The organism is Kitasatospora sp. NPDC005748, from assembly GCF_040630735.1.
In the GTDB taxonomy this organism is placed as follows: domain Bacteria; phylum Actinomycetota; class Actinomycetes; order Streptomycetales; family Streptomycetaceae; genus Kitasatospora.
In genome coordinates this window covers 1-25,229 of sequence record NZ_JBEXYD010000063.1, presented here as the reverse complement: position 1 = coordinate 25,229, position 25,229 = coordinate 1, and the positions used below count along the sequence as shown (strand labels likewise).

Here is a 25,229-nt window from a genome sequence, read left to right as displayed (position 1 = left end):
ATGGCGGGTGCGGTGTTTTGCCCTGAACATCCCTTTTATGGGTATCTCTTTGCCGGCCGCCGCACTCGCCGGCTGCACCGCCGTCCTGCTCCTCCAGCCCGTTCCGGCCGCGGCCGCCGCCGATCCCGCCCAGCAGCGCCGCACCTCGGCCGGCGGCGGCTCGGTCACCTCGCTGCCGTTGGGCGCCGACCGCGCCCTGGCGCCGCGCGCCACCCGCCCCTTCGAGCTGCTCGGCGTCGGCTGGAACGGCCCCGCCCGCTCGCTCGACGGCGGCTCCGTCCGGGTCCGCACCAGGGACGCCGCCACCCACGTCTGGGGCGACTGGCAGGTGCTGGAGGCGGACGGCGAGGACGGACCGGACGCCCCGGGCGGCGGAGCGACGGCGCCGCTCTGGACCGGTCCGAGCGACGGCGTGGCGGTCCAGGTCACCGCCGGCCCCCGCGGCCTGCCGGACGGCCTGCGGCTCGACCTGGTCGACCCCGGCCAGGGCGCCGCCGGGGCCGCCGGCCGGACGCTGCCCGCCGAACCGCCGGACGGGCGCCGGGCCGCCCGGCCCGCCGTCGTCACCCGGGCCGGCTGGGGCGCCGACGAGTCCCTCCGGGACCCGCAGGTCGAGTACACCGGCCCGGTCCGGGTGGTCTTCGTCCACCACACCGCGACCGCCACCGAGTACGACTGTGCCGACGCGCCCCGGATGATCAGGGCGATCTACCAGTACCACGTGCGGAGCAATGGTTGGCGGGACATCGGCTACAACTTCCTGGTCGACCGCTGCGGCACCCTCTACGAGGGCCGGGCCGGCGGCGCCGAGCTCGCGGTGCACGGCGCGCACACCCTGGGCTTCAACACCGACTCGGCGGGCGTCGCGGTGCTCGGCACCTTCGTCACCGACACCCCGCCGCCGGCCGTACCGGACGGGCTCGCCCGGCTCGCCGCCTGGAAGCTCGGGCTGGCCGGCCAGGACGCCGGCGGCCGCACCCAGCTGGTCTCCGGCGCCGACGGCACCCGCTACCCCAAGGGCACCACCGCGACCTTCGACGCCGTCTCCGGCCACCGCGACGCGGTCGCCACCGAGTGCCCCGGCGCCACCCTCTACCCGCTGCTCCCCGCCGTCCGCACCCAGGCGGCCGCGCTGCAGAGCGCCGCCCGCCCGGCGGCCCCCTGGGCCCGCTGAACCCGCGAGCCCGGGGCCTACACCGGGCCGGGGACCCGGGGCACCAGCGCCCGCAGCTCGGCGGTCAGCGCCCGCGCGACGTCCGGCCGCAGGTCGTACCGGGCCGGGGTGTTCTGCAGCAGCGCGATCCGCCAGCCCGCGCCCGCGTTGACGGCGATCACCGTCTGCAGGGCGTTCAGGCCGGGATCGAGGTCCTCGGCGTCGTCCGGCACCAGACCGGCGACGGCGTCCAGCTCGGCCACCCCCGGGCCGAGCGCCCGGATCCGCCGCACCTTGGCGACGTACTCGGGGGTGGCGTGGTCCGCGAAGATCCGCCCCAGTTCGGCGGCGATCACCGACCGCCCCGCGTACCTCGTTCCGTCGAATCCGACCATCTCCCCGTCCTCGGCGAACGGTCCGGCGCACGCCGCGCCGTCCCGCAGGTTCCACCCGTCCAGGGTCCGGTGGTAGAGCGCCCGCACCGCGCCCTCGTCGGCGTGGGACAGCTCCGGCAGCCGCGTATCGTTCATATCCCCATGGTCGGCGAAGGCGGTGGAGCCGGACAGCGGAGGAGGCGCGGGGCGGTGTCGGACGAGGCGGCGACCGGTGCGCGGGTGCGCCTCTGGCGCCCGGGCTTCCCGCTGGACGTGGCCCGCACCCTGCTGCCGCTGCGGCGCGGCCCGGCCGACCCGGCCTACCGGACCACCGGTGACGGCGCGGTCTGGCGGGCCTCCCGCACCCCGGCCGGCATCGGCACGCTGCGGGTACTGGCCAGGCCGGCCGCCGGCGAGGTCGAGGCGCGGGCCTGGGGCCCGGGGGCGGAGTGGCTGCTGGACCGGCTGCCCGTGCTGCTCGGCGTCGAGGACGACCCGGCCGCCCTGGTGCTGCCGCCCGGCCCGCTGCGGGAGGCCCAGCGGCGTGCGGCCGGCGTGCGGCTCACCCGGACCGGGCTGGTGCTGGAGTCACTGGTGCCCGCGATCCTGGAGCAGAAGGTGACCACCGACGAGGCGTACCGGGGCTGGCGGACGCTGCTGCGCGACTTCGGCGCCCCGGCGCCCGGCCCGGCCGAGGGCATGCGGGTGGCGCCGTCGGCCCGCGAGTGGGCGCTCGTCCCCAGCTGGGAGTGGCACCGCGCGGGGGTGGACCCGAAGCGCTCCGCCGCCGTGGTGCGCGCCGTCCGGCTGGCCGCCCGGCTGGAGGAGGCCTCGGTGATGGACCACGCCGAGGCGTTCGCCCGGCTGACCTCCGTGCCCGGCATCGGGATCTGGACGGCCGCCGAGACCCTGCAGCGCAGCAACGGCGACCCGGACGCGGTCTCGGTCGGCGACTACCACCTCCCCAACCTGGTCGGCTGGGCCCTGGCCGGCCGCCCCCGCAGCGACGACACCCAGATGCTGGCCCTGCTGGAGCCCTACCGCCCGCACCGCCACCGCCTCTGCCGCCTGCTGCTGAGCACCGGCACCCACGCCCCGCGGTACGGCCCCCGGCTGACCCCCAACGACCACCGGCGGCGGTGAACTACGGCGTAGTTTGGCGGCATGGAAGCAACCATGCGGGAGCTGAACCAGCAGACGGCCAGAGTGATAGGCGCCGTCTAACGCGGAGAGACCGTCACGGTCGCCAAGGACGGCCGCCACGTGGCCACGATCGTGCCGCCGGAGCGCGCCGAGCCCGTGTACCCGTTCAGGACCGACCCGATGGGTGACGAGGTGGACGACATGCCGTCGTTCGAGGGCCACCGGGTGTGATCGACAAGTGTGCCGTGGGGCGCTTCGAGGTCCCGGAGGTCGCGTCCCGATTCAGTGCGGCCCGGGTGGTGATGCGCCGTTACCCGGCGTTGGACATCGGGCTGACGGACGCGGTCAACGTCGCGCTGGCGGCCGAGGTCCGGACCGCGGCGGTGCTGACCGTCGATCGCCGGCACTTCCGTGCGATCAGGCCGCTGACGAACCACGAGTCCTTCCGGCTGCTGCCGGACGATCTGGGGCACTGACCCCTACCGCACCTCGATGAAGGCGTCCGCGCCGCGGGCCGGGCGGTCGCGGGGCGGTTCGGCGGGGCGGCCGACCGCGACGGCGCCCATCGGGTCCCAGCCGGCCGGCAGGTCGAGGGCCGCGCGCACGGTGTCGCGGCAGAACATGGTGGACGAGACCCAGGCCGTGCCGTAGCCCTCGCCGGCCAGGGTGACCAGCAGGTTCTGCACGGCGGCGCCGATGGCGACGGTGAACATCTCGCGTTCGGCGGCGGCGCGGCGCGCGTCGGGGTAGTCGTGCGAGCCGTCCATCACCAGGCAGGGGACGACCAGGTAGGGCGCGTCGCGCAGGACGTCGCCGCGGGCGGTGCGCCGGGCGATCAGCGCGTCGTCCCAGCCGTCCAGCTCGCGCAGGTCGCGCTGCCAGGCGGCGAGCATCGCGTCCAGCAGCCGGGTGCGGACCGCGGCCGACTCCAGCAGGACGAACCGCCAGGGCGTGGTGTGGTGCGGGGCGGGCGCGGTGACGGCGGCGGCGACGGCGCGGCGGACGGCGCCCGGGTCGACCGGTTCGGGGGTGAACGCGCGGATGGTGCGGCGCAGGGTGACGGCCTGCCGGACCGCCTCGGAGGTGCCGAGCCGGAACAGGTCGTCCGCGGCGGCGCGCACCAGTGGGCGGGTGCCCGCGCCGTCCTCGGCGGTGACCAGGTGGCCGAGGCCCCGGACCACGGCGACCGGGGTGCCGGTGGACTTGCCCTTGACCAGGTCGGCGGCGGCGGCGAGTTCGTCGGCGGTGGCGGTGACGGTCATCGCCAGTTCGTTGCCGTGGCTGTCGGTGCGGCCGCGGTGGTCCTCCAGGACGGGTAGTCCGGCGGCGCCGATCGCGACGTCGGTGAGGCCGTTGCGCCAGGGCCGGCCGAAGGTGTCGGTGACGACGACGGCCAGCCGCAGCCCGGTCAGCTGCTGGAGGCGGGCGCGCAGCGCGCGGGCGGAGGCGTCCGGGTCCTCGGGCAGCAGCAGCACGGTGCCGGCGGCGGTGTTGGAGGCGTCCACCCCGGCGGCGGCCATCACCAGGCCGTTGCGGTTCTCGACGATCCGGACCGGGCCGCGCCGGGCGACCACCCGGACGGTCTCGGCGTCGATCGCGGCCTCGCGGTCGGCGGCCCGCAGCACCCGGCCCTCGGCCTTGCTGACGATCTTCGAGGTGACGAGCAGGATGTCGCCGTCCTGGTACGTCCCGGCCTTGGCGATCAGCGCGGCAAGGTCGGCGCCGGCGTCGATCTCGGGCAGGCCCGGGACGGGCAGGACGTGCAGGGTCACGCCCGCACCAGCTCGGCGAGCGCCAGCGCGGCCCGGGCCATCTCGGCGGTCGCCGCGACGTCCGTCATCAGCAGCGGCACGGCCCGGCAGGCGATCCCGCCGGCCTCGACCGCGCCGACCGAGGCCTCGTCGGCGGTGTCCACCAGCCAGCCGTCCAGCAGGTCGGCGCCGTAGTCCAGGGCGACCGCCGCCGCGGTCGCCTCGACGCCGACGGCGGCCAGCACCTTGTCGGCCATGCCGCGGACCGGGGCCCCGCCGATGATCGGGGAGAGCCCGACCACCGGCGCCGCGGCGGCGGCCACCGCGGCCCGGATGCCGGGCACGGCGAGGATGGTGCCGATCGAGACCACCGGGTTGGACGGCGGGAACAGGATGACGTCGGCGGCGGCGATGGCCTCCAGCACACCGGGCGCGGGCTTGGCGGTGTCCGCGCCGACCGGGACGATCGCCTCGGCGTCGACGGCGGCGTGCAGCCGGACCCAGTACTCCTGGAAGTGGATGGCCCGGGTGCCGTCCGCGTCGGTGATCCGCACGTGGGTCTCGACCCGGTCGTCACTCATCGGCAGCAGCCGCACGCCCGGCTGCCAGCGCACGCAGAGCGCCTCGGTGACCTGGCTGAGGGTGTACCCGGCGGTGAGCATCTGGCTGCGGACGAGGTGGGTGGCGAAGTCGCGGTCGCCGAGCCCGAACCACTCGGGCCCGACGCCGTACTCCTTCATCTCGGCCTTGATCGACCAGGTCTCGTCGGTGCGGCCCCAGCCCTGCTCCTCGTTGATGCCGCCGCCGAGGGTGTACATCACGGTGTCGAGGTCGGGGCAGACCTTCAGGCCGTAGAGGTGGATGTCGTCGCCGGTGTTGCCGATGACGGTGATCTCGTCCTGCGGGCCGAGGGCCTCCTTGAGTCCGCGCAGGAAGCGCGCCCCACCGATTCCGCCTGCCAGTGCCACGATGCGCATGCGCCCATCCTGCCACGGCCCGACTGGCCGTCAGCCCGGTCCGCGGGCCGCCGCCCGCCCGTCGTCAGCGGGCCTCGGCCTGCTCCTGCGGGTGCTGCTCGGGGACGGTGGCGCCGCCGCCGTACTGGTTCATCTCGGTCAGCCCGGGCGTGTAGAGGTGGATGGAGACGGCGGGCTCCAGCGCGCCGTTGACCACCTCGTGCAGGTACCCGGAGGAGAACACCCGCTGCCCGCCCGGGCGCAGGGTGCGGGCACCCTCGCCCGCGTGCGTGAGGGAGCGCTCGATCAGCTCGCCCCGGACGACGCTCATCACCCCGGAGGAGACGCCGTGGTCGTGGAAGCCGCTGCTCTGGCCGGGCAGCCAGCTGAGCAGCCAGACCTCGTAGCCGGGGCCGGTCTCCAGCCGGGCGTACCAGCGGGTGAGCGCGTCGTAGCGGACCAGCGGCTCCCAGCGGGCGCGGTCGGCGGCGATCTCGCGGACCAGCCGGGCGTAGCCGGCGACGGTGGTGGGGTGGCCGGGCAGGTCGGTGCGGGCCAGGTGCGGGAAGGCCAGCGGGTCGCCGGCGATGGAGACGTCGCTCAGTCCGTCGGCCCAGCCGCGGGCGGGCCGGGCGGCCGCCGGGGGAGGCGTGGTGGGCGCGAGGCCACGGCGGGTGAGCTTGTTGCGGTCGCGGTTCCGCTTGCGGATGCGGTTCATGCGCACGGGAGTCGTCCTCGGAGTACGGCTGGTTCGACAGGGATCAGCCGGATCCGGGATGTCCTGGGGCGGGAATCGCGGGCGGCCTCTGTGCTTCCTGGGCGGCGCGCGGTGGGACAGCGGGCGCCTAGATACAGGAACAGAGGCGACAACAGCGGTTCACGGCACGGCGGAGCGCGGAACCGCTCCGGGGGCGAGTGAACTCTGACATGTGGGAAAGGAGACCGCATCGAGCGCTCCGGTGTCAACTCATGAGCCGGGGCAATCGGGCGGGATAGGCCATGAACTACCCGATGGGGTGATAAATCACCCTCTAGGTTTCGATGAGAAGATCGCCGGGAAGGCAGGCCGATGACCGACCTGTGACGATGACTGCGCGTCACGTGGTGGAGGGTTGCAAGGGTTCGACCGGATCCGGGCTGTTAGTCCGATGTGTCCAGATATGTACACTATTCGTAACGGCTTGGTGCCGGGGAGTGAATCCTGGCCCCAATACCAGAGCTCGGCTTGACTGGGCCAGAGTGACGCAACTGTAATTTCTCTCGTGTCGTCCGCCGCACGAGGCAACGGCAACCACGGGGACGCCAAATAGGGGCAGAGGAGGCGCGCCACATGAGCGAGCTCTTTGAGCTGTTGATCGGTGACGGCATCGAGGAGGAGGAAGAAGAACTCGGTTGGCAGGAGCGCGCGCTGTGCGCCCAGACCGACCCCGAGTCCTTCTTCCCGGAGAAGGGCGGCTCCACCCGCGAGGCCAAGAAGGTCTGCCTCGCCTGCGAGGTCCGCTCCGAGTGCCTGGAGTACGCCCTCGCCAACGACGAGCGGTTCGGCATCTGGGGCGGCCTCTCCGAGCGCGAGCGCCGTCGGCTCAAGAAGAGCGCGGTCTGACCGGGGCGGCCCCTGGCCCTGCTGACCCTCCGACAACCGCACAGCTCGACGGGCGCCTCACCGCGACGGTGGGGCGCTTCCGTGTTTCCGGGCCCTTGCGCGACCCGGTGCGCACAGCTCCTCCACGGCCCGCGGACGGCGGCGCCATCCGGAGCCGTTAGTGTGGTGCGCCATCCGGTTGCCGTTCACCGGCTGTGTCCACCGAGAACTGGGGCCCGCGCACTCGATGACCGTCTACAGCCACCAGAGCGGCTTCACCGCTGCCAGGCCGCCCGCCTATCCGCGCCACCTGGTCACCGCGGTGATCGTCTCGCACGACGGGGCCCGCTGGCTGCCACAGGCCCTCGCCGGCCTGCTCGGCCAGGACCGCCAGGTCCAGCGGGTGCTCGCCGTCGACACCGGCTCCACCGACAGCTCCCCGCAGTTGCTCGCCGACACCCTCGCCGACTGGCTCCCGGAGAGCGGCCCGACCGTCCTCGGCCGCCGGGCCGGCTTCGGCACCGCCGTCGGCGAGGCCGTCTTCAACAGCCCGCCGCTGCGCCCCGAGGACCTCCCCTACCGGCTCGACCCGTCCGGCTACGACCCGGTCACCGGCGGCTGGGACGACTTCGGCGACCCGCTCGGCCACGAGGACGACCTCGGCCGCGGCGGCCCCAGGGAGACCCAGCCGGTCGAGTGGCTCTGGCTGCTGCACGACGACTGCGAGCCGCAGACCGACGCGCTGCGCCGCCTCCTCCAGGTCGCCGACTCCACCCCCAGCGCCGCCGTCGTCGGCCCCAAGCTGCGCAGCTGGTACGACCGCCGCCAGCTGCTGGAGGTGGGCGTCACCATCGCCCGCTCCGGCCGCCGCTGGACCGGCCTCGACCGCCGCGAGCAGGACCAGGGCCAGCACGACCAGGTCCGCCCGGTGCTCGCCGTCTCCACCGCCGGCATGCTGGTCCGCCGCGACGTCTTCGAGGAGCTCGGGGGCTTCGACCGGGCGCTGCCGCTGATGCGCGACGACACCGACTTCTGCTGGCGGGTCAACGCCGCCGGCCACCGCGTCGTGGTCGCCCCCGACGCCGTGCTGCGGCACGCCGAGGCGGCCAGCCGCGAGCGCCGCGCGATCGACTGCGGCCCCTCCCACCCGCACCGGCTGGACAAGGCCGGCGCCGTCTACACCCTGCTCGCCAACTCCAAGGGCGCGCTCTTCCCGTACGTCCTGCTGCGGCTGGTGCTCGGCACCCTGCTGCGGGTGGTCACCAACCTGCTCGGCAAGGACCCGAAGCAGGCCTTCGACGAACTCGCCGGTCTCGGCCACGAACTGCTCCGGCTGCCCCGGCTGCTGGCGGCCCGCAAACGCCGGGCCCGGCTGCGGGCCGCCGACGCCCTGGACGACCGCTCGCTCTTCCCGGCGCCCGGAGCCACCGCCCGGCTCGCCGTCGAGGGCGTGATCGGCTCGCTCGGCATAGGGGGCGGCGACGACTCCGGGGCCGGCCGGCACGGTTCGGTCGAGGCCGGCCCGGGCGACGAGGACTCCGAGGACCTGGTCGTCGAGCAGTTCACGCTGATCAAGAAGCTGGCCCGTCGCCCGGCGCCGGTCCTGTTCGCCGCGCTGCTGGTCTTCGCGCTGGTCGCCTGCCGCGCCCTGTTCGGCGCCGGCGCCCTGTTCGGCGGCGCGCTGCTGCCCGCCACCGGCGGCGCCGGCGGCCTCTGGTCGATGTACGCGGACGCCTGGCACCCCGTCGGCACCGGCTCCACCGCGGCGGCGCCGCCGTACCTCGCGGTGCTGTCGGTGCTCTCCTGGGCGCTGTTCGACCACGCCGACCTCGCGGTCACCCTGCTGGTCGTCCTCGCCGTGCCGCTCGCCGCCGTCAGCGCCTACCTGGTCTCCCGGCCGCTGCTCGACTCCAAACTGGTCCGTGCCTGGGCCAGCGCCACCTACGCCCTGCTGCCCGCGGCCACCGGCGCGCTCGCCCAGGGCCGGATCGGCACCGCCGTCCTCGCCGTCCTGCTGCCGCCGCTGGCCCGCGCGGCCGCGATCTCCGCCGGCCTCGGCATCCGCGCCGAGAGCGCCGCCAAGGGCGCCCGGCCCGGCTGGCGCCCGGTCTGGATGACGGTCCTGCTGCTCACCCTCGCCACCGCCTTCGTGCCGCTGGCGTGGGCGCTGGCCGTGCCGCTGTGCCTGGCCATGCTCGCCGCCGCCGTGGTGCGCGGCGGGGCGTTCGGCTCCGGCGGGGCCGCGCTGCGGCTGCTCGGGCTGCGCGTGCTGGTGATCCTCGGCGCGCCGGTGCTGGTGCTCGCGCCCTGGTCGCTGCAGGTGCTCTCGCACCCCCAGCTGCTGCTGCTGGAGGCCGGTCTGCCCGGTCTGCACGGCGGCGGCGCGAACGCCGTCGGCCTGCTGCTGGTCAACCCGGGCGGCGCCGGAGTGCCGCCGGTCTGGCTGTCGGCGGGCGTGGTGCTCGCCGCGCTGGCCGCGCTGCTGCGCGCCGACCGCCGCCGCGCGGTGCTCGCCGCCTGGGGCGCCGCCGGCGCCGGCCTGGTCTTCGCGGTCGCGGTGGCGGGCACCTCGGTGACCCCCGCCTCGGGCGGCCCGGCCGTGCCCGCCTGGGCCGGCCCGGCCTCGCTGCTCGCCGGCATCGCCCTGCTGGCCGCCGCCGCGATCGGCGCCGACGGCGCCAACGCCCGGGTGGCCGGCATCGCCTTCGGCTGGCGCCAGCCGGTCGCCGCCCTGGTGGTGGCCGCCGCGGTGCTCGCCCCGCTCGGCACCGGCGTCTGGTGGGCCGTCACCGGGGCCGACGGCCCGCTGCACCGGGCCCCGGCCGCCCAGGTGCCCGCGTTCATCGCCGAGGAGGCCGGTACCAGCGACCGGGCCCGCACCCTGGTCGTCACCGGCGACCCGAAGGGCGGCTCGGTCCGCTACACCCTGGTGCGCGGCGCCGGGGTGACGCTCGGCCAGGCCGAGTCCACCGTGGACCCGGCCACCGGCACCACCGAGCGCCTCGACAAGGTGGTCGGCAGCCTGCTGGCCGGCTCCGGAGCCGACCAGGCCGAGGCGCTGTCCGACTACGGCATCGCCTACGTGCTGGTCGACCAGCCGGCGATCGGCGCCTTCAAGGACGTCCTGGACACCACCCCGGGCCTGGTCAAGGCCAACCAGGACGGCGGCACCGCGCTCTGGCAGGTCAACGGCACGCCCGCGACCCGCGCCCTGATCACGGCCCCCGGCACCACCCCCGTGGCGGTGCCGTCCGGCGAGCGCGACCTCGACACCGCCGTTCCGGCCGGTCCCGAGGGCCGGGTGCTGCGCCTCGCCGAGGCGGCCGGCCCCGAGTGGAAGGCGACCCTCGACGGCACCGCGCTGGAGGCCACCACCGTCGACGGCTGGGCGCAGGGCTTCAAGCTCCCGGCCGCCGCCGGCAAGCTGGTGGTCACCCGTGAGGGCGGCCTGCTGCACACCGGCTGGATCTGGGCCCAGCTGCTGCTCGGCCTGACCGTCCTGGTGCTGGCGCTGCCCGGCCGCCGCAACCACAAGGACGACGACCTGCCCGAGGAGGTCGTCGCCGCCGCCGCGCTGGCGGCCGCCGCCCAGGCGCAGGCGCCCGCCCCCGGCAGCCGCCGGGCCCGCCGGATGGCCGAACGCGGCGAGGGTGGCGAAGGCGGCGACGGGGACGGCGAGGGCGGCGTGTACGAGGGCCGGCCGGGCGCGATCCCGCCGCAGCCCGCGGGCGAACCGCCGGTCGAGGCGGTCCAGGCGGCCGCGGCCGTCCAGGAGGCCGAGCAGTACGCCGACCCGTACCAGACGTACCAGCAGGCCGACCCGTACAGCTACGGCTCCTACCCGGCCCAGCAGCCGACCGCCGCGCCGTACGGCGGCGGCCAGGAGTACGGCGGCGACGGGTACCAGCAGCAGGCCTACCCGCAGGGCGGCCAGCAGGGCTACGACCCGTACCAGCAGGACCAGCAGGACCAGCAGTACGGCGGCTACGACCCCTACCAGCAGGACGGGCAGCAGCCGTGGGTGCCGGGGCAGCCGCAGGGCGAGCCCTACTACGACCCGAACGATCCGAATGACCCCAACAACCCCAACAACCCCAACAACCCCAACAACCCCAACGGGCCGGGCCGGTACCCGCACCACCACGGATCGGGGAGCTGACCCGCGATGAAGAAGCCCGCCTTCCCGAAGAAGTCCAAGGGCCGGACCGGCTCCGGGGCACCGGACGAGGCCGCGTTCGCCGCGGCCGGCCCCGCGGGGTCGTCCGGAGGGACGAAGACGACCCAGTCGCTGCTGGCCGCCGCCGCGGTGCTTGCCGTGGTGTTCGGGGTCGCCCAGGTGCGCCCGCCGGCCACCGCGGCCGGCCCGGACCAGGGCGGCGCCGCGACCTCGGCGCAGGTCGAGCGGACCGCCCTGGTCTGCCCGCAGCCGCTCCAGGGCCTGACCGGCTCGACCACCCTCACCGCCTACACCCCGCCCGGCACCGGCACCGGTGGCGACGCGGCCGCCGGGGTCGGCTGGGTCGCCGACGCGGCGGCGCCCGCCACCGCGCCCTCGGCCCCCGCCGCCCCGGCGCCCTCCGCTCCGGCACCGTCCGCCCCGACGGCCGCCGCCTCCGCCGCGCCGGTCGCGGCCAAGGACACCGCGCCCGGCGACGCCCGGCTGAACCTGACCAAGCCGGGCGCCCCCGTGGTCGCCCCCGCCGCCAACAGCGACAACGCCCCCGGGACCGGCGCGGTCGCCACCGGCGCCCTCGCGCCCGGCTTCACCGTGACCCAGACCACCACCGTCACCGAGCAGCGCGGCCAGGGCCTCTCCGGCCTCACCTGCACCCCGGCCGGTACCAGCTTCTGGTTCGCCGGCGCCAGCACCGCGGGCGACCGGGTCGACTACGTCAGCCTGGTCAACACCGAGGCCACCGCGGCCGTGGTCGACATCAAGCTGTACGGCGACAAGGGCCTGATCGAGAACGACGCCGCCAACGGCATCACCGTCGCCCCCGGCAGCTCGCAGTCGGTCCTGCTGCCCACCATCAGCAAGGGCCAGGTCGCCGACCTCGCGGTGCACGTCGTCGCCCGCAGCGGCCGGGTCGGCGCCGCCGTGCACGCCGCCGACGGCAGCAAGGGCGCCGACTGGGTGCCCGCCTCGGCCGCCCCGGCGCCCGTCCAGGTGCTCCCGGGCCTGCCCGCCGACACCGCCAACGCCCACCTGGTGGTCTGGGCGCCGCCGGAGGACGACGCGGACCTGAAGATCCAGCTCTCCGGCAAGAACGGCCTGTTCACCCCGGCCGGCAACGAGTCGATCCACGTCAAGGCGGGCATGGTGGCCGCCGTCGACCTCGGCAAGGTCACCCGGGACGAGGTGGCCGGCCTGCGCCTGTCACCCACGGACGACAAGCACCCCACCCCGGTGGTGGCCGGCCTGCGGATCGACCGGGTGGGCCAGAACGGCAAGTCCGACGCCGCCTGGCTGACCGGGACCGCCCCGGTCGGCGCCCGCGCCACGGTGGCCGACAACCGCGGCGGCGGGCCGACCACGCTCTTCCTCACCTCCACCGGTGAGGCCGCCAAGGTCAAGGTCACCGCCTCGGCCGGCAGCGGCGGGGGCACCCCGGTCAGCAAGGACGTCGAGCTGCCCGCCGGCGGCACGGTCGCCGTCCCGGCGCCCGAGCCCACCGGTCTGAACGGCGCCTTCGCGCTGACCGTGGAGACCGTCTCCGGCGGCCCCGTCGTCGCCGCCCGGATGCTGGCGATCCCGACCAAGGACGTCCCGATGTTCACCGTCCAGGCGCTCCGCGACGACCGCAGCAGCGTCAAGGTCCCGCGGGCCGCCCAGGACCCGGCGGTCGTGCTCCGCTGACGCGATGACGGAGGGGCGGTACCCGGCACCGGGTACCGCCCCTCCGTCGTCAAGTCATTCCTCGTCGTAGCGCGGGTCGATGGCGTCCGGCGACAGCCCCAGCAGCTCCGCCACCTGCTCGATCAGGATCTCGTGCACCAGGGCGGCGCGGTCCTCCCGCGACTTCGCCCGGATCTCCACCGGCCGGCGGTACACCACGATCTGGCTCTTGCGCCCCTGCCGGCCCGGCGACACCTGCCCCAGCGGCACCCCGCCGTCCGTGTCCGGCCCCTGCGCCTCGCGCAGCGGGACCTCCTGGACGGCGAACTCCACTTCGATCAGCTGTGGCCAACGCCGTTCGAGACGCTCCACCGACTCGCGCACGTAGTCGTCGAACAACTCGGAGCGGGTGAGCGAGATCGGCACCTGCGGAGGCGCCAGCGGGCCGCGCAGACCCCTGCCGTGCCGGTCGCGGTGGCGCGGTCGGCGCGAAGGTCCCGTCGATGACTGCGGTGCAGAGCTGTCCATATCACTGCCGAGGGTAGTCCTTGGACGGTCGGAAGTGGACCACCTCGACAGCGAACGGCCAGGGCGGCGGGTGCACGGACGGGCGCGCGGAGCACGACACGGCACGCCCTCCGGACAGGCGGTCTTCGCTCCCCGGCGAGGAGTGCGGTACCGTCCACCCTCGTGAGCTCTGTACGTCGTTGTTCGCGGACCGCGTGCGGCCGACCGGCCGTCGCGACGCTGACGTACGTCTACGCGGACTCCACCGCCGTCCTCGGCCCGCTCGCCACCTACGCCGAGCCGCACTGCTACGACCTGTGCGCCGAGCACGCCGAGCGCCTCACCGCCCCGCGCGGCTGGGAGGTCGTCCGGCTCGCCGCCGAGGCCGGCCCGCTGCGCCGCAGCAGCGACGACCTCGAAGCGCTCGCCAACGCCGTCCGCGAGGCCGCCCGCCCGCAGACCCCCCGTCAGGGCCGAGGCCCCGACGGCGAGTCCACCGAGGCCGGCCGCCGCGGCCACCTGCGCGTGCTGCGCTCGCCCGACAACTGACGGCCCGCCCCGCCCGCACCGGGCGAGGAGCGGCCACCCGGCCCCGGTACGCTGCCCGTCTACCGCCCGCCCGACGGCGCGGTGCCCCGACGTATCGTGACCCGGGGGCGGCCGGCCGCCCCGGGAAGCACACCGATCAGACAGAGACCAGGGTGGAGCCGCAGTGCGCGACCTCAAGCAGCTCGTGAAGGCGTACGACGTTCGAGGCGTCGTCCCGGACCAGTGGGACGAGAGCCTCGCGCGGGCCTTCGGCGCCGCGTTCGTGCAGGTCACCGGAGCGTCCTCGATCGTCACCGGCCACGACATGCGGCCGTCCTCCCCGTCGCTGAGCCGGGCCTTCGCCGAGGGCGCCGCCGCCTACGGCGCCGACGTGGTCGAGATCGGCCTCTGCTCGACCGACCAGCTGTACTACGCCAGCGGCAAGCTCGACCTGCCCGGCGCGATGTTCACCGCCAGCCACAACCCGGCGCAGTACAACGGCATCAAGCTCTGCCGGGCCGGCGCCGCGCCGGTCGGCCAGGACACCGGCCTCGCCGACATCCGCGAGCTGGTCGAGTCCTGGACCGGCGAGGACGACACGGTCACCGTGCCCGTGCGGGACGTCAAGCCCGGCGCGCTGTCCGCCCAGGACACCCTGCGCGGCTACGCCGACCACCTGCTCGGCCTGGTCGACCTGACCGCGATCCGTCCGCTCAAGGTCGCCGTCGACGCCGGCAACGGGATGGGCGGCCACACCGTGCCGACCGTCTTCGACGGCCTGCCGATCGAGCTCGTCCCGATGTACTTCGAGCTGGACGGCACCTTCCCCAACCACGAGGCCAACCCGCTCGACCCGAAGAACCTCGTCGACCTGCAGGCCAAGGTCCGCGAGGTCGGCGCCGACCTCGGGCTCGCCTTCGACGGCGACGCCGACCGCTGCTTCGTGGTCGACGAGCGCGGCGAGCCGGTCTCCCCGTCCGCCATCACCGCCCTGGTCGCGGTCCGCGAGATCGCCCGGGCCAAGGCGGCCGGCGAGGACGAGCCGACCGTCATCCACAACCTGATCACCTCCTGGACCGTCCCCGAGGTGGTCCGCGAGCTCGGCGGCAAGCCGGTCCGCACCCGGGTCGGCCACTCCTTCATCAAGCAGGAGATGGCCGTCACCGACGCGGTCTTCGGCGGCGAGCACTCCGCGCACTACTACTTCCGCGACTTCTGGCGCGCCGACACCGGCATGCTGGCCGCGCTCCACGTGCTGGCCGCCCTCGGCGGGCAGGACGGCACGCTCTCCGCGCTCACCGCCGAGTACGACCGCTACGCCGCCTCCGGCGAGATCAACAGCACCGTCGCCGACCAGGCCGACCGCTCCGCCGCCGTCCGCGCCGCGTACGCCGGCCTGGAGGGCACCACCGTGGACGAGCTGGACGGCCTCACCGTCGCCGGGCCGGACTGGTGGTTCAACCTGCGCGCCTCCAACACCGAGCCGCTGCTGCGCCTCAACGTCGAGGCCAAGGACCCGGCGCGGATGGCGGAGCTGCGCGACGGCGTGCTCGCCATCGTCCGCGGCTGACACCCGCCCGACGCACGCCCCGGCGGGCGTCCCGAGGCGTGCGCCCGACGCACGCGCCTGACGCACGCCGCCTGTGCCCCGGCCGGTAGGGTTTCCTCCTGGCCGGGGCACCGCCGTGCCACCCCCGAGATCTGGAGCCCGACACCCCATGAAGCTCGAATCCTTCCTGCTGGAGATCCTGGTCTGCCCGCAGTGCCGGGCCGCGCTCACCGAAGGCGGCAGCGAGGAGCACCCCGAGCTGCTCTGCACCGGTGAGGGCTGCGGCCTCGCCTACCCCGTCCGGGACGGCATTCCGGTCCTGCTGGTGGACGAGGCCCGCCGCCCGGCCTGATCCTTGGGGCCAAGACCCGCAGGGGGCACGGACCCGTACCCGCCCCCGCCACCCCAGCGCCCTGCCAGCAGCCGGAGGCCCGCCGCATGCTCGACGACACCCTGCTCGACGACCCGGCCGCCCTCCAGCGCGCCGACCGCGACCGCGCGCTGCTGGCCCTGGCCGGCGCCGGCGCACGGGTCCGCACCGCCCTGCGGCTCGCCGACGCGGCCGGCCTGGACCGGCTGCGCCCCGACGGCCGACCGCGCGCCGTGCTGGTGGCGGGCCACGGCAGCGCGCTGACGGCGGGCGAGATCCTCGCCGCGCTGGCCGGCACCGCCAGCCTGATCGCGCCGCTGCCGCCCACCGACGCGGCGGCGCCGCCGCGCACCGACCGGGCCAGCGCGCCGCCGGTGTTCGCCGACGGGCTGGCCTGGCAGCTCCCGGGCTGGGCCGGACCGCTCGACCTGCTGGTGATCAGCTCCGCCGACGGCGGCGAGCAGGGCCTGGTCGCCCTCGCCGAACAGGCCTACGCGCGCGGCTGCGCCATCGTCGTCACCGCCCCCGCCGGCAGCCGGCTGGCCGAGGCCGCCCTCCAGGTCCGCGCGCTGCCGCTGCCCTACGTGCCGTCCAACCTGCCCGACGACGGCACGCCCCCGGCCGGCCCGGGGGCCGAGCCCGACCTCCCGGCCGAGGACCCGGCCGCGCTCTGGGCCCACCTCGCCCCGCTGCTGGCGCTGGCCCAGAAGCTCGGCGTCACCCAGCTGCCCTACGACGCGCCGGCCGCCACCGCGGACCTGCTGGACGAGGCCGCCGTGCGCTGCCGGCCGGACGCGGCCGCGTACACCAACCCCGCCAAGAGCCTGGCCGCCCGGCTGGCCGGTACCGTGCCGCTGCTCTGGGCCGAGGGGCCGGTGGCCGGCGCGGCCGCCGCCCGGTTCACCACCCAGCTCGCCGAGCGGGCCGGCCGCCCGGCGCCGGCCGGCCTGCTGCCGCAGGTGCTGACCGCGCACCGCGGCATGTTCGCCGGCCAGCTCGGCGCGGGGGCCGACCCCGACGACTTCTTCCGCGACCGGGTCGACGAGCCCGACCCGCTGCACCTCCAGGTGCTGGTGCTGCGGCACCTCCCGGGCACGCCGGCCCCCGGCGAGGAGGACCGGGGCCCGGCCGAGGTCCCGGCCGACGACGAGCGTCCGCGCAGCTACCCGGTCACCCGGGGGCAGCGGCTGGCCGCCGCCCACGACGTCCGGCTCACCGAGTACGCCACCACCCGGCCCGACCCGCTGCACGCGCTGGCCGACCTGATCGCGCTGACCGACTTCGCCGCCGTCTACCTGGGGCTCGCGGCGCAGTCCTGAGCCCGCGGCGCGGCGCCCTCCCGGGCCGGGGCCGGGGCGCCGTCCCGACCCCGCGGCGCGGCGGGCCCGGTACCGTATGCGCTCGACGGACTCGGCCGGGGCGCGACCCGGCCGAGGCAGCACCCGACAGAGCAGAGCGCGGGCCGCCCGAGCGGCCCCCGGCGGAGGGATCCACACCGGCATGAGCACCGAAGGCGGTACCAAGGCCCTGGTCGCGGCCCTGGCGGCGAACCTGGGCATCGCGGTCAGCAAGTTCGTGGCCTTCGCGTTCTCCGGCTCCTCCTCGATGCTGGCCGAGGGCGTCCACTCGCTGGCCGACTCGGGCAACCAGGTGCTGCTGCTGGTCGGCGGCAAGCGCTCGCAGCGGGCGGCCACCCAGGAGCACCCGTTCGGCTACGGGCGCGAGCGCTACATCTACGCGTTCCTGGTCTCCATCGTGCTGTTCAGCGTCGGTGGCATGTTCGCCGTCTACGAGGGCTACGAGAAGATCGCCCACCCGCACGAGCTGGACAACTGGTACTGGCCGATCGGCGTGCTGGTGCTGGCGGTCGGGCTGGAGGCGTGGTCCTTCTTCACCGCCTACCGCGAAGCCGTCAAGGACAAGGGCGCGCACGGCTGGCCCGCCTACATCCGCCGGGCCAAGGCGCCGGAGCTGCCGGTCGTCCTGCTGGAGGACACCGGCGCGCTGATCGGTCTGGTGCTGGCGCTCTTCGGCGTCGGCCTGACCGTGATCACCGGGGACGGCGTCTGGGACGGTATCGGCACCCTGGCGATCGGCCTGCTGCTGATCGTGATCGCCCTCGTGCTGGCGTCGGAGACCAGGTCGCTGCTGATCGGCGAGTCCGCCCACCCGGAGGTGGTGGCCGAGATCCGCGACGCGCTGGTCGACCACGACTCCGTCACCCGCGTGATCCACATGCGGACCCTGCACCTCGGCCCGGAGGAACTGCTGGTCGCCGCCAAGATCGCGGTCAACGCGGAGGACTCCGCCGCGCAGGTGGCGCAGGCCATCGACGCCGCCGAGATCCGCGTCCGCCGGGCCGTCCCGATCGCCCGGGCGATCTACCTGGAGCCCGACGTGTACAGCGCCGAGAAGGAGGCGCAGGGCGACGACCCGTACGCCACGCCCGGTGGACCGGTGCCCGGCGCGCACTGAGCACCCGCACCCCCGGGGCGGCGGTGCGCGGGCTGAAAAACGGTCATAGCGAGCCGCCGTCCGGGCCCGCCGGTGTAGATTCGTCACCAGAGCCAGAACGTCGCTGCTGATGGCGGTCGATCGGTGGTCCGTCCCCTGGGGGCGCGTACCGGTCGAGGGAGAGAGGTCCTCCGACGGTTTGTGCTGAGCAGCAGGGAACCGGTCCCGCCGCGGATCCGGTGGCCCCGGCGTTGCCGCGCACCCGTGCGTCCCCGCCGTGCCGCGACGCACACCCAGGACCTTTGGCCTTGCCCCATCCCCATCAGCGAGGAGCAGACGCATGTCGACCGACATCACCGGTGACTTCAAGGTCGCCGACCTTTCCCTGGCGCCGTTCGGCCGCAAGGAGATCCAGCTGGCCGAGCACGAGATGCCCGGCCTGATGACGATCCGCGCCGAGTACGCCGCCTCGCAGCCGCTCGCCGGCGCCCGCATCACCGGCTCGCTGCACATGACCGTGCAGACCGCCGTGCTGATCGAGACCCTCACCGCCCTCGGTGCCGAGGTCCGCTGGTGCTCCTGCAACATCTTCTCCACCCAGGACCACGCCGCCGCCGCCATCGCGGTCGGCCCGGAGGGCACCCCCGAGAACCCGCAGGGTGTGCCGGTCTTCGCCTGGAAGGGCGAGACGCTGGACGAGTACTGGTGGTGCACCGAGCAGGCGCTGACGTGGCCGAACGGCCAGACCCCGAACATGATCCTGGACGACGGCGGCGACGCCACCCTGCTGATCCACAAGGGTGTCGAGTTCGAGAAGGCCGGCTCCGCGCCGGACCCGTCGACCGCGGACAACGACGAGTTCCGGATCATCCTGGAGCTGCTCAACCGCACCCTGGTCGAGACCCCGAACAAGTGGACCGAGGTCGCCGCCACCATCAAGGGCGTGACCGAGGAGACCACCACCGGTGTCCACCGCCTGTACGAGATGCACCGCGACGGCAAGCTGCTGTTCCCGGCGATCAACGTCAACGACTCGGTCACCAAGTCGAAGTTCGACAACAAGTACGGCTGCCGCCACTCGCTGATCGACGGCATCAACCGTGCCACCGACGTGCTGATCGGCGGCAAGGTCGCCGTCGTCGCCGGCTACGGCGACGTGGGCAAGGGCTGCGCCGAGTCGCTGCGCGGCCAGGGCGCCCGCGTCATCGTCACCGAGATCGACCCGATCTGCGCGCTCCAGGCGGCGATGGACGGCTACCAGGTCGCGACCCTGGACGACGTCGTGGAGACGGCCGACATCTTCATCACGACGACCGGCAACAAGGACATCATCATGGCCTCGCACATGGCCCGGATGAAGCACCAGGCCATCGTCGGCAACATCGGCCACTTCGACAACGAGATCGACATGGCCGGCCTGGCCCAGCTGCCGGGTGTCGTGAAGACCGAGGTCAAGCCGCAGGTCCACGAGTGGCGCAAGGAGGACGGCCGCACCATCATCGTCCTCTCCGAGGGCCGCCTGCTGAACCTGGGCAACGCGACCGGCCACCCGTCGTTCGTGATGTCCAACTCCTTCGCCAACCAGACGATCGCGCAGATCGAGCTGTTCACGAAGACCGAGCAGTACCCGATCGGCGTCTACGTGCTGCCGAAGCACCTGGACGAGAAGGTCGCCCGTCTGCACCTCGACGCGCTGGGCGTGAAGCTGACCACCCTGACCAAGGACCAGGCCGACTACATCGGCGTCCCGGTCGAGGGCCCGTACAAGGCGGACCAGTACCGCTACTGATCAGGTGACACGGCCGTGGCCGGCGCCCCTTCGCGGGACGCCGGCCACGGCCGCGTCCGGGCCCGGTCAGCGCAGGACGTCGACCGTCCAGGCGCCCTCGTCGGCACCCGCGGACCTGATCTTCGCCAGCAGCCCGGGGAGCCCGCCGATCGCCTCCAGCGCCGGGTTCGCCCCGGAGCGGGTCGACACGCAGATCCGCACGCCCTTGTCCACCTCACACTCCCGCGGGTCGGCGCCCGGCGGAGCCACCGCGGGCTCGGCGGTCTCCGGCTGGACCATGACGTCGACCGAGAGCTTCTCGGCGGTGAGCGCCAGGCTGACCCGCCAGGGCTCGTCGATGACGGCCGAGGGCCGGAGCAACGACACCGCCGACACCTTGAACGCCGCCGGAAGCCCCGTCAGGTAGACCGGCAGCGGGAGGTCGGTCCGCCCGAAGCGGGCCCCGGCCGCGATCCGCAGCAGCGTCTCCTCCGGCTTGGCCTCCTTCGGCGCGTAGGCGTCCAGCTGCGCCCACCGGCCCGAGGCCGTCTCCCAGGACAGGGTCACCGGGTCGACCGGCAGCGGGTTGTCGGAGACCAGCCAGTGGGCCGAACGCCCGTCGACCGGGGGAGCCGGCACCGTGTGCCGGCCGACGTGCGCGGGCTCGGCGTTCCCCGGCGCGAGCGACAGCGAGAGGTTCGGCGTGGACTGCCCCTTCGTCCACACCTTGGCGGACGTGTGCTCGGCGCCCAGCGCGTCGGCGTAGCCGTAGCCGATGCCGCCCGCCGCGTTCAGCGAGTCCGGCAGCCAGCCGAACCGCGCCTCGGTGAAGAAGGGGTCGGTGCCCGTGCGCGCGGCGGACGAGACCTGGGGGGAGCTCGCGGCGACGAGCGTGCCCGGCGCCTCCGGCGTGGCGGTCCCGCCGGCCGGCCGGGTCAGCAGCGAACCGCCCAGGACCGCCGCCGCCGTCACCGCCGCCGCCGCGCCCCACGCGGCCCCGCGCCGGCGGCGAAGCCGCGACCGGCCGCGGACGACGGCCCAGGCGGTGTCGACGGCGGACGGCGGGGCGGGCTCGTCGGCCAGCGAGCTCAACCGCCCCGTGAGGTTCTGGTACTCGTTGTTCGTCATGACGTCCTCTCTGCGGTGGCGGGGCGGGCGGCGAGGGAGACGCGGAGCGCCTCCAGACCGCGCGAGGTCTGGCTCTTGACGTTGCCGGACGAGCAGCCCAGCACCTCGGCGGCCTGGTCGATCGTCAGGTCGCAGTAGTACCGGAGCACCACGGTGGCCCGCTGCCGCGGCGGCAGCGCGGCCAGCGCCTCGCGCAGGTCGAGGGAGGCGTCGAGGTCGACGCCCACGCTCGCCGTGTCGGGCGCCGTGCCGTTGCGCGTCGTCCGCCGCCACCAGGGTGACCGCTGCTCGGCGAGGAACGTGTTGACCAGCACCTTGCGGGCGTAGCCGTCGACGTTCTCGACCCGTCCGGCCCGTGGCCAGTTCACGTAGAGCTTGGTGATGCTCTCCTGGACCAGGTCGTCCGCGCGGTGCCAGTCCCCGCACAGCAAGTAGGCGACCTTGCGCAGCCAGCCGCTCCTGGACGCCACGTACTCGGTGAACTCCGCTTCGCGTGCCGTCTTCGCCATCCCTGCCCCCCTTCCGTAGTACCGACGGCGCCGAACCGCGCCGTCCACCCCCTAATGCGGGCACCCCCGCCGAACGTTGCATGCCGGACGACCGTGATCGTCCACGTAGGCTCTCGGGCATGCCCAATGGCCGGTACTCGCTCCACGACACCCATGACCACGTCCTGCTCGGCGAGGAGCGGTTCAGCTGCGCGCCCGGTCCGGCCGGCTGGCGGTACGTCTCCAAGACGTACGGGCCGGAGGGCCGGGTTCTCGGCACCCTCGACCTCACGCTGGACTCCCGGGCCCGGCCGCTGCGGACGGAGCTGAAGGCGGGCGGCTGGCAGGTCCGCGGCGGGGCGGTCGACGGGGTGGCCTGGGTGCGCACCGACCCGGCCGACCCGGCCGGGGAGCATGCGGTGGAGGGGCACGACCGGGCCCACGGCTTCGCCGGGCGCTCGCCGGCCTTCCTGGTCGCCACCGCCCGGCTGCTGCGGCTGCGGGAGGGGGCGAGCGCCAAGGTGCGGCTGGTCGCGTTCACCGAGCCGGTGCTGGCGCCGCGCACCTTCGACCAGGGCTGGCTGCTGGAGGCGGTGGAGACGCACGCGACGGACTCGGGGCCGCTGCTGGTCGAGCGCTACCAGGTGGCGGACCTGGAGACGGGCGAGCAGCAGGTGGTGCACCTGGCGGGGGACGTGGTGCTGGCCGCGGCGGGGGTGGAGCTGGAGGAGTTGGAGTCGCCGCCGAACGCCTGGCCGGTCGAGTTCGACGGCCGGTAGCGGGCGGTCGCCCGGGTTGTCCCGCGGGTCAGGCGGGCGGGGCGAATCCGGTGCCGGGGGCCGGCTGCGGGGCGGGGGCCGGCTGGGGCTGGGGTCGGGCCTGGGGCTGGGCTTGTACCGGGGGTGTCGTGGGCATCGCGGGTGCGGGTGCGGCCGGTGCCGTGGGCGGCTGGACGTGGGGCCGCGGCTGGTGCTGAAGTCCGTAGCCCTGGGCCCTGGTCCACTCCCGCCGCTGGCGCTCGGTCAGCACCGCGCCGAGGTACGCCGCCGGGTGCAGCCCGTACGGGACGGGGTGGCCGGTGCGCGCGGCGAGGTCGTCGGCGAGCCGGGCGGACATCCGGTGCGCCACCGCCGGGTCCAGCTCGCCGATCCGGCCGAGCAGCTGGCGGATCGCCAGCCAGAGCGGCTCCGGCACGGCGGAGAGGTCCAGGGCGACCAGCTCGCCGCCGATCGCCTGCAGCAGCTGCGGGTGCACCGGCGGCAGCGCGTTCGCCGCACCGCCGCCCCCGGGCACCCGCTCGCGGACCACCAGGGTCCCCGCGAAGACGTCGCCCAGCCGCTTGCCGTCGGCCGAGACCGCCGAACAGATCGCCGCCGGCACCCCGCTCAGCACGATGATCTCGAAGAAGCCGACCAGCCCGCGCACCAGCGAGTGCCGGAACCGCACCGGTCCGCCGTCGCTGCGCACCACCCGCAGGCCCAGCGCGGCCTTTCCGAGAGAGCGCCCCCGGGTGAGGGTCTCGACCATGACGGGCAGGCCGACCAGGAAGAACACCATCAGCCCGAGCAGGATGGCGGCGAGGGCCGCACCGTCGAGGTCGACCAGGGCGAAGCTCAGTACCAGGGACGTCACCACCAGTGCGGCGCCCTGTACGAGCAGGTCCAGCCCGGTCGCCAGCGCCCGGCTCGGAAGCTTCGCCGTGCGCAGGCCGAGGACGACCGCCTCGCCCGTCACCAGGTCGCTCAAGACACCCGTCCGTTCCCGTCGGTGGTTCATGGTCCGCGGTCCGCGGGGAGGGAAGGCCGTCGGATCGGCCCCCACGACCCCGTGATCTGCAGTCGTCAACATACGGGGCCGCGGACCCGCTCGGGAAGGGAGGTCCCGGCGGCCCGGGTGGCCGCCGCCCCTGGCATGCTGGGCCCACTTGTCCGCACCCCGCCTGCCCGCGCGCCCCGCGCCGACCATGGAGCTGCCGCATGGACCTGGACGTCTTCGTCGCCACCCACCAGGGGGAGTGGGCACGGCTGGACGCCCTCGCCAAGAACCGCCGGCTCACCGGCGAGGAGGCGGACGAGCTGGTCACCCTCTACCAGCGCGTCACCGGTCACCTGGCCAAGGTGCAGGCCGCCGCGCCCGACCCCACCCTGGAGGGCCGGCTCACCAGCCTGGTCTCGCGGGCCCGCGACGCCGTCACGGGCACTCGCACCAGCGGCTGGCGGGACGTCGCGCGCTACTACAGCGTGAGCTTCCCGGCCGCGCTCTACCGCTCGCGCCGCTGGTGGCTGCCGGTGGCCGTGCTCTCGCTGCTCGCCACCGCCGTGATCGCGTGGTGGGTCGCGACCCACCCGGAGGTCCGGAACAGTCTGGCCACGCCGGACACGCTCCGGGAGATGACCAGGCCCGGCGGCGAGTACGAGGCGTACTACTCGGACCGCCCGGCGAGCTCGTTCGCGGCCCAGGTCTGGACGAACAACGCCTGGATCGCCGTGCAGTGCCTGCTGTTCGGGATCGCGCTGGGCATTCCGGTGCTCTTCGTGCTGTGGAGCAACGTCCTCAACCTCGGCCTCGGGGTCGGGCTGATGGCCTCGGCCGGCCGGCTCGATGTCTTCCTCGGTCTGCTCATTCCGCACGGTCTGCTGGAGCTCACCGCCGTCTTCGTGGCCGGCGGGCTGGGCCTGCGCCTGGGCTGGACCATCATCGACCCCGGCCCGCGGACCCGGGGGACGGCCCTGGCGGAACAGGGCCGGTCCATCATCGGCATGGCCATCGGCCTCGCGACGGTGCTGGGAGTCTCCGGTGTCCTGGAAGCCTTCGTCACTCCCTCCGGCCTGCCCACCTGGGCCCGCATCACGATCGGAGCGCTGGCCGAGGTCGCATTCCTGTTCTACGCCCTCGTCCTGGGCCGGAAGGCCGCGGCGAACGGCGAGACCGGTGATCTGGACGCGGCCGATCGGGCGGACCTTCAGCCCGTCGCGGCCTGAGCCGATGTGATCGACATGCCGCTGACCTGCTACTCTTCTCGCATCCCGGTCAAACCATTGACGTGGCACGAGCGGGCTAGTAGGTTTCAACGGTTGGGACTGGTTGGACAACATCCGGTCCGAGGCGTTAGTGTCTACGACACCGCCGAATCAGGGCGATCGCATTTCACGAAGTGCGCGCCCTTTGACGAGGTAAACCCCGGAACTGAGCACACCAAAAGCTTTGATAAGCTTCGGAGCGAAGTCGAGGGAAATCCCCCCAGCGGGAATTCAGAGAAACAAGCGCCGGTAAGAACGGCCGCGAGGATCTGATAAGCTGGAAACACGAAAGAACGAAGCGCCCGGAGGGCCCGCTGGAAGGCGGTCCGAAGGAAGTGTCCGTTCCTTGAGAACTCAACAGCGTGCCAAAAGTCAACGCCAGATATGTTGACATCCCCGGCCTTGATCGTCTGATCGGGGTTGGAGATTCCTTTATGAAGTAAACACTAGCGAGGACGCAGTGCGCGGGGCCGCCCCATTCCGGTGGTTGCCGTGCCGCTCGACGCGAGTGCGGCTCGATTACGAGCAGACATTCACGGAGAGTTTGATCCTGGCTCAGGACGAACGCTGGCGGCGTGCTTAACACATGCAAGTCGAACGGTGAAGCCCTTCGGGGTGGATC

At 74.4% G+C, this 25,229-nt stretch carries 21 protein-coding genes, 1 rRNA gene and 1 pseudogene; 15 read left to right on the top strand and 8 right to left on the bottom strand.

Translation table 11 applies throughout. From position 1 onward, the window contains the following. Positions 1–37: 37 nt before the first annotated feature. Positions 38–1,174: a peptidoglycan recognition protein gene (locus ABZ495_RS30645; RefSeq protein ID WP_359810191.1), complete on the top strand. Its 1,137-nt coding sequence runs from the start codon at positions 38–40 to the stop codon at positions 1,172–1,174. A 17-nt stretch (positions 1,175–1,191) separates the two neighbouring features. Here ABZ495_RS30645 and ABZ495_RS30640 read toward each other — a convergent pair whose 3' ends face one another. Beyond that, positions 1,192–1,683, bottom strand: coding sequence for an SgcJ/EcaC family oxidoreductase (locus ABZ495_RS30640; RefSeq protein ID WP_359810194.1), 492 nt, complete (start codon positions 1,681–1,683; stop codon positions 1,192–1,194). A 54-nt stretch (positions 1,684–1,737) separates the two neighbouring features. Between ABZ495_RS30640 and ABZ495_RS30635 the strand changes: the two genes are divergently transcribed. Both ABZ495_RS30635 and ABZ495_RS30630 read left to right on the top strand, forming a co-directional pair. Next, the gene (locus ABZ495_RS30635) at positions 1,738–2,670 is read left to right on the top strand and encodes a DNA-3-methyladenine glycosylase 2 family protein (protein WP_359839123.1); all 933 of its coding nucleotides are present in this window, start codon (positions 1,738–1,740) and stop codon (positions 2,668–2,670) included. Between the two features lie 287 nt (positions 2,671–2,957). After that, positions 2,958–3,146 (top strand): annotated as a pseudogene (locus tag ABZ495_RS30630) (VapC toxin family PIN domain ribonuclease); the annotation flags it as partial. A gap of 3 nt (positions 3,147–3,149) precedes the next feature. Here the strand turns inward: ABZ495_RS30630 and ABZ495_RS30625 are convergent. The 3 genes from ABZ495_RS30625 to ABZ495_RS30615 form a co-directional block, all read right to left on the bottom strand. After that, complete coding sequence (locus tag ABZ495_RS30625) at positions 3,150–4,442, bottom strand: coenzyme F420-0:L-glutamate ligase (protein WP_359839121.1); 1,293 nt, start codon at positions 4,440–4,442, stop codon at positions 3,150–3,152. Continuing rightward, positions 4,439–5,398, bottom strand: coding sequence for a 2-phospho-L-lactate transferase (gene cofD, locus ABZ495_RS30620; RefSeq protein ID WP_329487925.1), 960 nt, complete (start codon positions 5,396–5,398; stop codon positions 4,439–4,441). The genes ABZ495_RS30625 and cofD overlap by 4 nt, the downstream gene beginning before the upstream one ends. Positions 5,399–5,462: 64 nt before the next feature. Further along, positions 5,463–6,101 (bottom strand): cysteine dioxygenase family protein, encoded by a 639-nt coding sequence (locus ABZ495_RS30615; RefSeq protein ID WP_352289044.1) that lies wholly within the window; start codon positions 6,099–6,101, stop codon positions 5,463–5,465. A 606-nt stretch (positions 6,102–6,707) separates the two neighbouring features. Here ABZ495_RS30615 and ABZ495_RS30610 point away from each other — a divergent pair. The 3 genes from ABZ495_RS30610 to ABZ495_RS30600 all read left to right on the top strand — a co-directional run bounded on the left by ABZ495_RS30610 (position 6,708) and on the right by ABZ495_RS30600 (position 12,816). Further along, on the top strand, positions 6,708–6,980 hold the full coding sequence (locus tag ABZ495_RS30610; RefSeq protein WP_148644569.1) for a WhiB family transcriptional regulator: 273 nt from the start codon (positions 6,708–6,710) through the stop codon (positions 6,978–6,980). Positions 6,981–7,206: 226 nt separating this feature from the next. Next, positions 7,207–11,118 (top strand): glycosyltransferase family 2 protein, encoded by a 3,912-nt coding sequence (locus ABZ495_RS30605; protein WP_359839119.1) that lies wholly within the window; start codon positions 7,207–7,209, stop codon positions 11,116–11,118. 6 nt (positions 11,119–11,124) lie between these two features. After that, positions 11,125–12,816, top strand: coding sequence for a DUF5719 family protein (locus ABZ495_RS30600; RefSeq protein ID WP_359839117.1), 1,692 nt, complete (start codon positions 11,125–11,127; stop codon positions 12,814–12,816). 54 nt (positions 12,817–12,870) lie between these two features. Here ABZ495_RS30600 and ABZ495_RS30595 read toward each other — a convergent pair whose 3' ends face one another. Beyond that, positions 12,871–13,323, bottom strand: coding sequence for a metallopeptidase family protein (locus tag ABZ495_RS30595; protein ID WP_329487921.1), 453 nt, complete (start codon positions 13,321–13,323; stop codon positions 12,871–12,873). A gap of 162 nt (positions 13,324–13,485) precedes the next feature. Between ABZ495_RS30595 and ABZ495_RS30590 the strand changes: the two genes are divergently transcribed. From ABZ495_RS30590 to ahcY, 6 genes are all read left to right on the top strand, one after another. Further along, entirely contained in the window at positions 13,486–13,851 is a 366-nt protein-coding gene (locus ABZ495_RS30590) for a DUF3499 domain-containing protein (RefSeq protein WP_329487920.1), read from the top strand. A gap of 163 nt (positions 13,852–14,014) precedes the next feature. Further along, on the top strand, positions 14,015–15,400 hold the full coding sequence (locus ABZ495_RS30585; RefSeq protein WP_352289032.1) for a phosphomannomutase/phosphoglucomutase: 1,386 nt from the start codon (positions 14,015–14,017) through the stop codon (positions 15,398–15,400). A 148-nt stretch (positions 15,401–15,548) separates the two neighbouring features. Continuing rightward, positions 15,549–15,731 carry a Trm112 family protein gene (locus tag ABZ495_RS30580; protein ID WP_329487918.1) on the top strand — a complete coding sequence of 61 codons (183 nt, stop codon included), beginning with the start codon at positions 15,549–15,551 and terminating at the stop codon, positions 15,729–15,731. A gap of 86 nt (positions 15,732–15,817) precedes the next feature. Further along, the gene (locus ABZ495_RS30575; protein WP_329487917.1) at positions 15,818–17,068 is read left to right on the top strand and encodes an SIS domain-containing protein; all 1,251 of its coding nucleotides are present in this window, start codon (positions 15,818–15,820) and stop codon (positions 17,066–17,068) included. Positions 17,069–17,249: 181 nt separating this feature from the next. Further along, complete coding sequence (locus ABZ495_RS30570) at positions 17,250–18,224, top strand: cation diffusion facilitator family transporter (RefSeq protein ID WP_359810220.1); 975 nt, start codon at positions 17,250–17,252, stop codon at positions 18,222–18,224. A 319-nt stretch (positions 18,225–18,543) separates the two neighbouring features. Next, positions 18,544–19,992: an adenosylhomocysteinase gene (gene ahcY / locus ABZ495_RS30565; protein WP_329487915.1), complete on the top strand. Its 1,449-nt coding sequence runs from the start codon at positions 18,544–18,546 to the stop codon at positions 19,990–19,992. A 66-nt stretch (positions 19,993–20,058) separates the two neighbouring features. Here the strand turns inward: ahcY and ABZ495_RS30560 are convergent, their stop codons facing one another. Both ABZ495_RS30560 and ABZ495_RS30555 read right to left on the bottom strand, forming a co-directional pair. Beyond that, positions 20,059–21,099, bottom strand: a complete 1,041-nt coding sequence (locus ABZ495_RS30560) for a hypothetical protein (protein WP_359839113.1) — start codon at positions 21,097–21,099, stop codon at positions 20,059–20,061. After that, on the bottom strand, positions 21,096–21,608 hold the full coding sequence (locus ABZ495_RS30555) for a SigE family RNA polymerase sigma factor (RefSeq protein WP_359810227.1): 513 nt from the start codon (positions 21,606–21,608) through the stop codon (positions 21,096–21,098). The genes ABZ495_RS30560 and ABZ495_RS30555 overlap by 4 nt, the downstream gene beginning before the upstream one ends. A 119-nt stretch (positions 21,609–21,727) precedes the next feature. On the opposite strand from ABZ495_RS30555, the gene ABZ495_RS30550 reads away from it, so the two are divergent. Further along, positions 21,728–22,366 carry a hypothetical protein gene (locus ABZ495_RS30550; RefSeq protein WP_329487912.1) on the top strand — a complete coding sequence of 213 codons (639 nt, stop codon included), beginning with the start codon at positions 21,728–21,730 and terminating at the stop codon, positions 22,364–22,366. A 28-nt stretch (positions 22,367–22,394) separates the two neighbouring features. Here the strand turns inward: ABZ495_RS30550 and ABZ495_RS30545 are convergent, their stop codons facing one another. Continuing rightward, positions 22,395–23,333 carry an RDD family protein gene (locus ABZ495_RS30545; RefSeq protein WP_359810233.1) on the bottom strand — a complete coding sequence of 313 codons (939 nt, stop codon included), beginning with the start codon at positions 23,331–23,333 and terminating at the stop codon, positions 22,395–22,397. A gap of 230 nt (positions 23,334–23,563) precedes the next feature. Here ABZ495_RS30545 and ABZ495_RS30540 point away from each other — a divergent pair, with 230 nt between their 5' ends. Both ABZ495_RS30540 and ABZ495_RS30535 read left to right on the top strand, forming a co-directional pair. Further along, on the top strand, positions 23,564–24,568 hold the full coding sequence (locus ABZ495_RS30540; protein WP_359810236.1) for a stage II sporulation protein M: 1,005 nt from the start codon (positions 23,564–23,566) through the stop codon (positions 24,566–24,568). A 571-nt stretch (positions 24,569–25,139) separates the two neighbouring features. After that, positions 25,140–25,229, top strand: a 16S ribosomal RNA gene (locus tag ABZ495_RS30535); the annotation flags it as partial.